The sequence below is a fragment of the Flavobacteriales bacterium genome, assembly GCA_013001705.1.
Taxonomy (GTDB): domain Bacteria; phylum Bacteroidota; class Bacteroidia; order Flavobacteriales_D; family JABDKJ01; genus JABDLZ01.
Genome location: JABDLZ010000203.1, coordinates 1 through 11,791, shown reverse-complemented (window position 1 = coordinate 11,791; position 11,791 = coordinate 1). Strand labels below are relative to the sequence as shown.

General features: G+C 48.2%; 8 protein-coding genes. All 8 read right to left on the bottom strand.

Annotation, left to right across the window (positions count from 1 at the left end; translation table 11 throughout):
• Positions 1-159: 159 nt before the first annotated feature.
• On the bottom strand, positions 160-936 hold the full coding sequence (locus HKN79_08345) for a hypothetical protein (protein ID NNC83573.1): 777 nt from the start codon (positions 934-936) through the stop codon (positions 160-162).
• A gap of 35 nt (positions 937-971) precedes the next feature.
• Positions 972-3,260: a beta-glucosidase gene (locus HKN79_08340; protein NNC83572.1), complete on the bottom strand. Its 2,289-nt coding sequence runs from the start codon at positions 3,258-3,260 to the stop codon at positions 972-974.
• Positions 3,257-4,486 (bottom strand): hypothetical protein, encoded by a 1,230-nt coding sequence (locus HKN79_08335; GenBank protein NNC83571.1) that lies wholly within the window; start codon positions 4,484-4,486, stop codon positions 3,257-3,259. Before HKN79_08335 ends, HKN79_08340 begins: the two co-directional genes overlap by 4 nt.
• Positions 4,483-5,502, bottom strand: coding sequence for a hypothetical protein (locus tag HKN79_08330; GenBank protein NNC83570.1), 1,020 nt, complete (start codon positions 5,500-5,502; stop codon positions 4,483-4,485). Before HKN79_08330 ends, HKN79_08335 begins: the two co-directional genes overlap by 4 nt.
• Positions 5,502-7,214, bottom strand: coding sequence for a hypothetical protein (locus tag HKN79_08325; GenBank protein ID NNC83569.1), 1,713 nt, complete (start codon positions 7,212-7,214; stop codon positions 5,502-5,504). Before HKN79_08325 ends, HKN79_08330 begins: the two co-directional genes overlap by 1 nt.
• A complete protein-coding gene (locus tag HKN79_08320) occupies positions 7,214-9,172 on the bottom strand; it encodes a hypothetical protein (protein ID NNC83568.1) in 1,959 nt (652 codons plus the stop codon). Before HKN79_08320 ends, HKN79_08325 begins: the two co-directional genes overlap by 1 nt.
• Positions 9,173-9,174: 2 nt before the next feature.
• Positions 9,175-10,581: a sugar porter family MFS transporter gene (locus HKN79_08315; protein ID NNC83567.1), complete on the bottom strand. Its 1,407-nt coding sequence runs from the start codon at positions 10,579-10,581 to the stop codon at positions 9,175-9,177.
• Positions 10,582-10,624: 43 nt separating this feature from the next.
• Positions 10,625-11,791: hypothetical protein (locus HKN79_08310; GenBank protein NNC83566.1), on the bottom strand; the 1,167-nt coding region annotated here is incomplete at its 5' end.

Sequence of the window (11,791 nt, the reverse complement as noted above, 5' to 3'; positions counted from 1 at the left end):
GCTCCGGTGTATTCATTCATGTCCACCACAAAGGTGACTTGGGTGGCCGATAGGCCATTGTAAAAAGAACTCGCCACCATCGCAAAAGCGATAAGCAAGCTCTTCATTGTAGTTGTTCTATTCATTTCAATTTAGAATTAGTGATAATCAATGATCGGTTCAAGGTATATAGTTAAAGCTTCTTACAATAAGTTCTTGACGTTCTCCATCTGTAGGACCTGGAGCCACCCAAGGTAATATCCAGAAATTGATCCGCGCGTTGGTCGAATCAGCAGGTGCAGGGATGACGATCGGCTCAGAGGAAAGGCCTCCCTCGTTCTTGACACGAGGAGGATTGTTCAGATCGAACTCCCAACTGGCGAACATATCCGAAGGTGCAGTGGATTCGCCTTCAAAACTTCTAAAGGTGATCAGCGAGTCTGTCCAGTGGAACTGATGCGTGCTCACACCTACATGATAGGCCTCCACTCCTTCTGGAGCATAATCGCGCTCGGGATAGTAGGGTCCGAAATTCACCGGTTGGACCGCATACTGAAGTGTACTGGTATGTTCGGGATCCCCCCATTTGGAGAACTCTATATCAACTTCTGAATTTGCCTGTTCGAGGAATGAATAGGAGTCCCAAGTGAATAGCCCGACAACGATATTCTCCGGAATGTTCAAATAGTCCCCTTCTACCGTGAATGTATAGGTGCCATAGCCGAACTCTTCCACGCTCACTACTTCTGTAGAATACCATCTACCGTCACGCTCAGTGATATGTAGATGGAGATAACCGTCTTCATCCACATATATGTCATAGGGATGATCGCTGAAATAATTCGGTCCGGGACCTTGAAGTATATCACTGGATTTCACATCCCACGCATAGCCTGAGAACAATACCCGATCACCTATCCTGCCAATTTCTGGCGGAGGAGGCTGTTCACAAGCCATCGCAATCAGGATTATAGATATGATGTACAGATTCCTCATTGCGCAAGATTTATTTCAAAGCTCTCATCTCCGACCTGCAATACGAACACTCCTGGTTCGACTATAGGTTCGAGGTCTTTGCCTATGAAAGACAGGTCCTTCAGAGGTATATCGATTGAAACTTCCTTTTCTTCTCCTGGTGCGAGAACGACCTTGGAAAATGCTCGCAAACGTTTGACGGATGGAGTGATACTTGCCACTTTATCCGTCACATATACTTGAACCACCTCTTTGTGTTCTCTATCCGCATCAGTATTCTTCAAGGTCATCTTGACTGTCAATTGAGCTTCATCGACCTCTCCCATGCGGAAAAGGGTCCGGTCCATACGGATATCGCTATACGTACAATTCGAATACGAGAGCCCATGACCAAAATGCCATTGTGGGTCGAAGGCGTTCCAAGAGAAATCCCTGCCGACCTGCTCGGTACGCTTGTGGTCATATGTGAGCAGTGAGTTCACATAGCGCGGATAGGTGATCGGCAATCTACCGGAAGGATTGACCTCCCCTGTGAGAACATCAGCTATCGCTCTTCCTCCTTCATCCCCCGGATGATAGGCCATCAATACGGCTTGACACAAAGGTTCGACATCGGAAACGATGAGTGGGCGATTGAATACCTGTACGGCTATGATAGGTGTCTCTAGTTTTGCTAGCTTCTTGACCAACTCGGTCTGTGAATCAGACAATGAAAGGTCATCGATATCACCTGGTTTCTCAGTACTGGGTAGTTCTCCGAGACAGACAATGATCCTGTCAAAAGCGAACTCGCTGGTGGACAATCGATCGAGATCCTCCGTATACAAAGAGTCCAGTGTGGCCAATGGAATGAATTGTGCATCTATGTCCTCGCTGATCATCAATGCTTCTTGAATTGTCAACTTGGTGGTATCATCATACTGGGCATCTGTCCCTTGCCAAGTGCGGGTCCAAGCTCCATTAAGCATGGTGTGTGAATCAGCTGATGGACCGGTGACCAAAACGCGATCTCCCTTTTTCAAGGGCAGGACATCGCTCTTATTCTTCAACAGGGTCAAGCCTTCACAGGCTGTCTCGTAGCTGATCTCATCGAATTCTTCAGAACCTACTTTGCTATAATCGTGGTCCTTGAAATGGGTCGGTGACTCAAATAGGCCCAATCGTTCTTTCATGAGTAGAATACGTCTGACCGATATATCGAGACGGCTCTCCGGTATCCTGCCTTCATTGACCAACTCGATCAGTAGATCGGTAAAGGAATAGTCATTGGGGGTCATGCTCATGTCTATACCCGCCATGACGGCCATATAGACAGCTTCCTTCAAATCGACCGCTACCCAGTGATTGTCCCTCAATTTCATGATGTCCTCCCAATCTGTGACGGCCACTCCGTCAAAGCCGAGTTCGTCACGTAACAAGGTGGTCAATATGTCATGATCAGCATGTACAGGTATCCCGTTGAGTTCTCCCGAATTGATCATGACGCTTAGTGCATTGGCTTCAATCGCTCTCTCGAAAGTAGGGAGGTAATATTCCCGCAATTGCCTCTCGTGTATATAGACAGGAGTACGGTCCTTGCCACTGAAGGGCCAACTGTAGCCTAGAAAGTGCTTCATACATGCGGCTACCCGTTCAGGGTGCGCGGGATCATCTCCCTGATAGCCTCTGATGGCAGCTTCTCCCATCTCAGTGGCCAGATGTACATCTTCACCGTAGGTCTCGAAAATGCGAGACCAAAGAGGCTGTCGACCCAGATCAAGTACTGGTGAGAAATTCCAAGGTATACCAGACGCTCTGGTCTCATAGGCAGTGATACGAGCTCCTTCTCTGACCAAATCCGGATTCCAAGTGGCAGCTTGTGCCAAAGGTTGTGGTAGTAAAGTTCCCTCTAAGAGATAATTGGCTCCATGTATGGCATCGATGCCGTAAACGATGGGTATGCCGTGACTGCCTTTTTTGACGGCCATCTTCTGGATATCAGTGATAATGTCTTGCCAGTGGTCCAGCGAATAGGCATGTCCACCTACATTGAGTAGAGAACCTACATGCTTATCTACAATGGCATGTCTCAATTTCCCTTCATCCAACTCATGCGGTTCCGCGAGGTTGTATATCTCTCCTTTAGAGATGACATCGATATTGAGCTGGGTCATCTGACCCACTTTCTCTTCGATGGTCATTGCGGAGATCAAACGATCGATTCGATCAGTTTCTCCTTCTTGGGCGAAGGTCTTCTGAACGGTACATCCAACAAGTTGGAATAGAACGACAAATAATGCGATATGCTTTGGAATGCGATTTATCATAGTCCTTCGGGTTGAACGATCTTCATCTCACCCCATAGCGATGGATTGGTATGGAATCCTTCTGCATCGGGATTGTTCCAGCGATTCTGGATGACCCGGCCCTCATTCGTCCCTTTATCTACAGCTATCTCCAGACCATAGATCTGACCGGGTTCGAAGGGTATCATCTCCAATTCCTCATAGCTCAAAAAGGTGTAGGTCCTGTAGCCTGATTCAGTGGTGGTCGCCTCAAATGTTCCGTTCAGGCTCTTGCTTCTTTTCCAGTCCCAGATATGAGCTTCTTGAGTGGCTCTGATACCTATCTGGCGGTCAGTAGTGCGATAATAAGCTCGACCGACATCTGCCGAAGGGTCAAAAGAGAACGCAATCTCAAGGGCATCGCCATTCCAAACTTCTGCTTCTTTCTGTCTATTCTGCAAGGGAGTATCATCGGTGATATCGGTGACTACATGCACGCCTGACGGATCAACAGCAATCATGATGCGGTCATCTTCTATCTGGGCCGAGGTCATTCCGGCATCGAATAGTTCGGTGACTTCTTTTTGAGATCTATCCGTCTCGAAGTAATATGCCTCTGCTCTACTTCTCAGTTGAAGGTCGCTCTCAACGATCTGCATCTGGTCGAGATACATATCTCCACTGGCTTCGAACTGAATGATGACTTGCTTCAAATTGGACACATCGGCTTCTTGTTCTTTCCAATTGAATGCGAGGATCGGAATGGTCACTTGAGTCCAGTTCTCATCGATCTGATCTGCTTGGATCATCTTGCGGCTGAATCCTACCCATGCCTGAGCACCTCCATGATCTTCTAATCCAATAGCGCCAGGGATGGATTTCATGGGCCTGCCTTCTGTTCTGACCCAGAACTGCAATGCAGAAATATCATAGATGGAGCCTAGGTTCTTACCGGACCAATTGTTCCAACCTATGCCCACACCCAACCACTCGCAATCGCCAGCTCCCTTATCCCATTGGATATGAAGAGCTCCTTCTCCAGAGAAGACATGCTCGGTCTGGGATTTGACTTGTAGGCATTTCGGTTCCTCTGAGAACCATAGCTCATTGGTGATGTGATCTTCGAAAATGTTGACGGCATAGAAATTACCGACCCGCGGAGTGGTATCCTCAGGGGTAGGTATCTCGAAAAGCGCCACCTGTTCCATGCACGACCACAGCAACAATCCAGAGATGATGAGAATGATATGCGATTGCTTCATACTCATGGCACCAGCGGATCTCCTTCGGTAAAGATCATGTAGTCAAAATAGCTCTGAGAATACCCGCTGGAGGGATCTGCCAAATAGAGCAGTCGGATGTTCCAAAGTTTATTTGCCTCACGCAGTCCATTGCCAGCCGGATCAGATGGTTGGCCATTGACCAATGCTTGTAGATCGGAATACTTCAAACTGACCTTCTGCCAACCCGGTGAGACATTGGTCAATTCATAGGAATACATGTCTTCAGTCGAACCGGAATGCTGATCGTCACCGTTCTCGTCTTCCATGAATTGCAATAGGATGACCTCATTGGCAATCTCTTCTGGAGTGTACACGAAGAAGTTGAAATATACCTCTGATGCATTGGCCGAGAGTGGATATGTGGGTGCTCCTAGAGCATCTCCGGGGAAGTCGACATAGAGGATCAGCCAATCCCAACTCACTTCTCCCCCGATATCCAGATAGCTATCGCCCTGACCTGCAGCTATCTCACTCGAGGTATTGAAACTCATGTTGGCCCCGGTCTGAACGAAACTTCCCCAAGCCGGGTCGATCCCATTCTCGAAATCTGCCACAAACACACCATCGATGATCCGTGAAGAGATCACCTCCAGACTATCCACATAGTCATAGACCAACGAGTCCTGTGCATTGAATGCACGCAAATTGACATCACACATCTCTGCCTTGAACATGGGCAGATCGGTCGTGGTGCCATTCCAAAGGGTATTGGAAGAGGATAGTTCTGCAGAAAAACCAGTTATCAGCTTGTGTGCTCCAGATTCTTTACCTGTGATATGCAATTCCCAGGTGACCTGCTGAGAGAATAAGGCCGTCACATGGGTATTCTCACCGGCAGCGAAGTCCACCTCACGATTCGAGATATCACCTTCTTCTAAGAGTGCGAAGTCACCATAGAGATTGGCCAATGAAGGCCCGACAAACTCATCTTGATCGCGCTCACAGGCCATCAAGAGCGACAGAATAATGGTCAAGGGAAGGATGTGCTGTAATCTATTCATCAGAATAACATTCTATAAATGATGGAGAAATCGGATATACTATAATCCTCATCTACATCCGTCCGATCGTCTAAGTTAAATTGAGTGTATTGAAAATTGAGAAGCGAATTCTCCGAAAAATTGTATCGCAGACCCACAGCATAAAGCTGTTGCTGGGAGTCATAGTCTCTAGGATCGAATGTGATGATGCGACCGACCTCATCGGTCACTAGTAGGAATTCATTTCCTTCTGAGTTCATATTTCTGTATCCGGCAATGAATTCAAAGTCTTGGACAAATTCTGCTACCAATCCGATGCTCATCGATGCATTACTCAAGTCAATATCTTCATAGGACTCTCTCCCAGAGCGGGACGTATTCTCGTACCAATAGGCCGCATCCAAGCGAATGGAGCGATCGATGGCCAATAAGCGGTCCAGATGCAAGGCAGCTGACGTGTTGAAAATCATGAAGTTACGTGCTTCTGGAGTCCCTTGACCCTGTATCTCCTGCCCCATCCTACTGGTCAGATTCAACTCTACCGGTCCCTCATCCGGGGACCAAGCGGCCTCGATATCCATCATTCTCCGGTTAGGTGTGGCTCTTCCATAGGGAGAGACATTTCCGAAACGCGGGTCATAACTCATTAATCCCGGAGTGATCTGAGTATTGTAGATACTCGCATCTCTGATGATATCCAACAGGTCTATACTTCTTAGCATCTGCTCATTGCCATAGCGCTGTAGATAGCGTGGATAACGGTCGAAGTCTATGCGTTTGGTCTGAGCACCTATGGAACGGAATCCCGGGCCCACCTCTTGGACTCCTAGACTGAAGGCCAAGTCACCTTCAGACTGTTCTGCCATGACCTTGGCATCATAGAAATAGTCCTCTCTTTCGACTACTTCTTCACCGATTGCGAGATTCTCTCTACTCTGTCCAAACTCTGAGGCGAGATCCAAATTCCAAGATTCGGTGTCATAGTGTATACCCACTCCGGAAGTCAGCACAGGATTGCTGTAGATCGCGGTCAGGTCATTGGTGCCTGGGATATCGAAGGCATCAATATAGGTCAGATGGAGATCGAGATGCTTATTGTATTTCAATTGGACATTTCCTCCACCTTGCAATCGTTCAAGACCTCCATTGGCCGCCCAGTTCAGTCGCGAAGTGAAGAGGGTGAAGTCCATTTCTTCAATGACCTTTTTGAATCGAAGTCCGAATTCTCCGGTCACTCCTTGTTGTCGCCACGTATTCTGATCATCGTAAAAAAGATCATAGCGATTGAGCTCCCGAAGAAGGGCAAAGGAGGTCACTTCATTCATGGAAGTCTCTTCGTCTGAATTGTACAACGTGTATGGAGTGAGCTTGTAGTTGATATCACCCACCTGATAGCGGAAAGCATTTCCGACCACTCCTCTCAAGTATAGATTCCGAATATCGAAGGTGACTCCTGATCCCCAGAAACCACCGTGGTCATTCCTGATCCGGACCATTCCTTGAATGAAGATCTTGTCGTTGGGCTTGATGTTGGCTGCCAGATCGAGCAAGGTATGTCCACTCATCTCACGTGTTGCCGATACGGTGTCTTCTTCTACATCGTTCTCATAGGCATCGCTATACAGTATGCTACGTGCATAGCCTGAGAGCCATGTTTCCTTCACGTCCAATTTCTGTCCCCAGACACTGCTGCTGAGAAGTAGGCATATGGCTATGGTATGTGTATATCTCATTAGAAGAATGCTTTTATTTCCAACAAGGTCTCTTGCCCGCGGAACTGGTCCAATGGAAAGCTCTTGTCTTCGAATTCAAAGAATCTGTGCCGGACAGAGAACAGCGCGTTCTTACCCAGAGAAAGATCGATGCCGGTCCCTAGACCATAGCCTTCTTGATTTCTCGGCCTGCGGGTCTCATCATTGATATCGGTATCATAATTGGCGATCGCCCGCTCATATCCGACATAATTGGCCCATATCAAGGATGGGATGAGTTCCCAGTAGACCTCCAATTCCGTGGAATACAGTCTGAGGTATGCCTCATCATTGAGCGGCATGATAGCATTGAACTCTGGCTGCACGGTATTGTATCTACCGAGCAAGAATGCAAAGAGTTGTTTTCCGAGAACGCGCTTGCTGTACTTGGCCTGCACCTCGGCTGTATTGAAATGCTTTTCATTGACCACGGTACCGAATTCATCATCGGTCAATTGAATGAGCTCATAAGCATCTCTATAGACTACGTTATACCGTCCGTAGGGCCCCACATTGCTCACAAAATCCCATCTCCAGAATCTGGACCGGGTCAGCTGATTGACTGCATGACTATACGAGATCTGATTGCTGATGGGGGTAATCTCTGAAGCCACTCCATAGCCGATGGCCACACTCAGATCATCTATCTCTATTTCCGTATTTATATTGAGTCCCGTACGATTGTTGGTCATCAGTCCGATAGGCGTGACACTGCTCGCAAAGGGTACCAAGACCTGATTGCTTCCCGGCTGACCCAACGGAATGTCATTGAAGACCATCTCATCGATAGAGGTATTCCAGAAGATCGCATTGTTGTTGATCACTTCTGGGGCTATCCTGAAGTAATGGAGCTCTATCGGGATGCCTATCTTCTCTTTCTCTACACTGGCCTTGATATTGATCGCCTCAGCCCAGGTACTCGCGTAATTAGGTGAGTAATAACGACCTGCTCCTATCTCAGCATGGATGCGGAAATCACCCATGCGCTGATCGGCCTCGAGGGTATGGACATTGAATCCGATACTGGCTCGGGCCAGACTATCCACGTAGGTGTGACTATTAAAGGTGTTGAAACTCAAGAACCCACTCGAGAAATCCTTTCTGACCCTTCCACCTACCGATGAATTGGGTTTGCTATCGAATCCCCCATTGAGTTCGGTCTTACCAAAGAGCAATGAGAAGGAGAAATCCTCAGGTAGTTGGGCTCCTTCAACGATCAATCCGTGGAATGCGCGATTCCCCCAACGTAGATCCTGCTGAATAGCTCCTTGCTCATAGAAGGTGCTATAGCGATCGGTGACCTGTCTTTGCACCGGATCCCATGGATTGCGTTCGAAGAGCGTGAATCGATTATAGCCTCTAAAAGATGAAAAGGTCAGATCGCTCAATCGGTACCAATGCGTCCCTCCCATGCGGGCTGAGAATGAACCGATATCAGTCGCGTAGCTACCGTAAAGATTGATACCAAGGTTCAGCCCTAAACTCCCTCCTAGTCGGGTTCCGGTGATAGGAGAATACACATTGGGACGCAAGGAATCCACTACTTGGCTTCCATAGGTCTCACCCAGATTGCCATCCATGAACTGGAACATGAACAGGTCCATACTGAAGCTGGTCTTGGCATTGGGACGACCAGCGATGTTCATCCATAGGTTGGGCAACTGTGTGTCATCTGCAATGAAGAGGGAACGCTCGGCCGTGGTGAATGCCCCTGTCTCTTCTAGCGGATAGTCCGTATCCATTTGAGTGTAGGTGCCGAAAAATCGATAGAACCCCGATACGTCAACTTGGCGCAAGGCCGGAGGAGCTTGTTTGGGGAAAAGACCTAGAAGATATTCTTCCCCAGGGACCAAGAGTTCTGCGACAGAATCCTGTTCCTGAGCTGTGAACCCTTGGGACAGGAGGCCTAAGCATGCTATGAGTAATAGTCGTTTAATCATAATCAACTGCTTGCCTTGGAGTCAGGACGGTATTTGTCCCATATCGCCTCCAACTCTTCCAAGCTCTTCCCTTTGGTCTCAGGGATGTAGACCTTGGTAAAGATGAAGATGAATATAATGAACACGATAAAAATGACGTAGGGTAATGCCCCATTCCAGAAATCGTTGTTGTTGACCGGACCTTCAGCGATGATCGGGAAGGACTGGGAGACAAAATAGTTGGCCGCCCACTGGGCCGCTACAGCCACTGACATGGCCGCGCTCCGGATCCTATTGGGAAACATCTCAGAGAGCACCACCCATACCACGGGTCCCATGGACATGGCAAAGGATGCGATGAAGAGCAATACACCGATCAGGGACAACAGTCCAACGGTACCAGTCATCAAGGTGGTGGCCAGTAGAATGAATCCCAAGGCCATTCCTGCCGAACCGATATAGATCAATGGCTTGCGCCCCAATTTGTCTACGGTGGCCATGGCGATGAAGGTGAATACCAGATTGACCCCCGCGAGCAGTATCTGCTGAGCAAGGATATCCTCTTTGCCGAATCCGAGTGCTTTCTCGAATATATCCGAACCGTAATAGAGAACCGCATTGATACCGGTGAATTGCTGCAGGGCAGAAAGCGTGACCCCGATCAACACGATGGGCAGGATTCCCTTGGCCAACAAACTGACTTTGGGTCTGTTCATATCGGAATGGACCGATTCTTTGATCTCGTTGAATTCTACAGTGGCCGCATCTTCCGGGTGTATTTTCTTCAGCACTTCCATACATTCCTCATCACGACCTCGCATCGCTAGCCATCGCGGACTTTTTGGAATGAAGAACAATAGGACAAGGAAGAGTAGACAGGGCACCAGTTCTGACCAGAACATCAATCGCCAACCCCGAGCAATATTAAAGGCTTCATCGCCCAGTTGACCGATATAATAGGTCACTAAGAACACGACAAAGAACCCTACGACTATGGCCAATTGATAGTAGGTGACCATGTTTCCCCGTTTATCAGGAGGCGAGATCTCAGCGATATACATGGGAGCGTTCATCGATGCCACCCCGATCCCCAATCCACCTACTATTCGGAAAAATATGAGCAAGGGAATGGATTCAGGAAAGAATCCCGGTAGGCCTGAACCCCAGGCGGAAATGGTGAATAGAATGGCCGAGATGATAAGAGAGTGTTTCCGACCGAATTTCCTGCTCAATGGCCCCGCAAGCAAGGCTCCTGCGAAACAACCGAGTAAGGCACTTCCAACCACGAATCCCTTAGTAGCAGGGTCCAACTCGAAATATTTACTCAGGTAGAACTGAGAACCATTGATCACACCTGTATCATATCCGAAAAGCAGTCCGCCCAAGGAGGACACGGCCGCAATCATGATCAGAAAGGATTTCTTAGACATAGGTCGTTCTTTAGGTAGGTTGGTCTCTCTACTTATTTCTGGGTCATCTTTTCGGCACGTCCAGTTGCACCGATTTGAATTCTATTCCTCTGGCCGGGCCGGCATCTGCTGGTCGAGGAGTGACGTAGAATGGGATATTGGCCGTGCCGGCATGTCCCTTTCCATCTGTGGCAAATACAAAGACACGGTACTGCCCTTCTTCTCGGGGTGCCCTGATGACGGCACTACTCCCTTTATTCTTCTTGACGGTACCTGGAATTGTTGGCGGGGCCTTCTCAGCATCTCCTCCTGCCTTCTTATCCGTACTCTCTGATATCACAGACCACTTATAGCTCAGTCTATCCCCATCTGGGTCGGAGATATCGATACTTATTTCGGCCAGATCACCTGAGACTACATAGACATTATCTAAAGGAGATTTCCCATTCATCTCGATACTCTTGAGCACGGGTGCCCTATTCTCCGGCTCAGAGCCCCACCTTCTTTGCAGCACATCAATTGCTTCTCCTGAGTGTCCATCGGGAGTGAATAGTCCATACCATGTAGAAGTGGTCTCTTGTTTAGAACCCCACAGAAAGGCATACGAACCGATACAATAGCGGCTATCGTTCTCTATCAAATCATAGCGCTCATCAAAGCTGACGGCCTTCTCATGACTAGTCTGCTCGATAGGTACTCCGAAATCAGTAGTAGGGCTTTCCCAATGTCCGTTGACACCCCACTCAGTGATCATGTAAGGACCGTCCCAACCGTATTCCCTGATATTTGCTGGTACATTGGCTATATCTCCATAGGTATTGACCGAGTATATGTCGATATCCGGTGCTTTTTCCAAGATCAACTCGACTTCCTTCGGATCCAAGCCAGCTGTCACTGTAGTGGTCGGGTGATGGGGATCCAACTCATGTATCATAGCCGCTATATCCTGTACAGCATCCCATACCTTGGTATTGGAATAGAATAGATCGACCTCATTGCCTACTCCCCAGACCAAGAGCGCAGGGTGATCCTTATACTTACGAACGGCACGTTCGAATCGCTCGAATTGCTTTCTTACAGCTACAGGGTCATCATAGTCGAATCCGTGACGCTCATGACCGACCCAAAGTCCCAACATGACCGACAGACCTTTCTCATGTGCTTCATCCAGAAGTCCGTCAGACAATTGATCCAGACCCCAGGTACGTATGGAATTTGCACCGATCTCCAC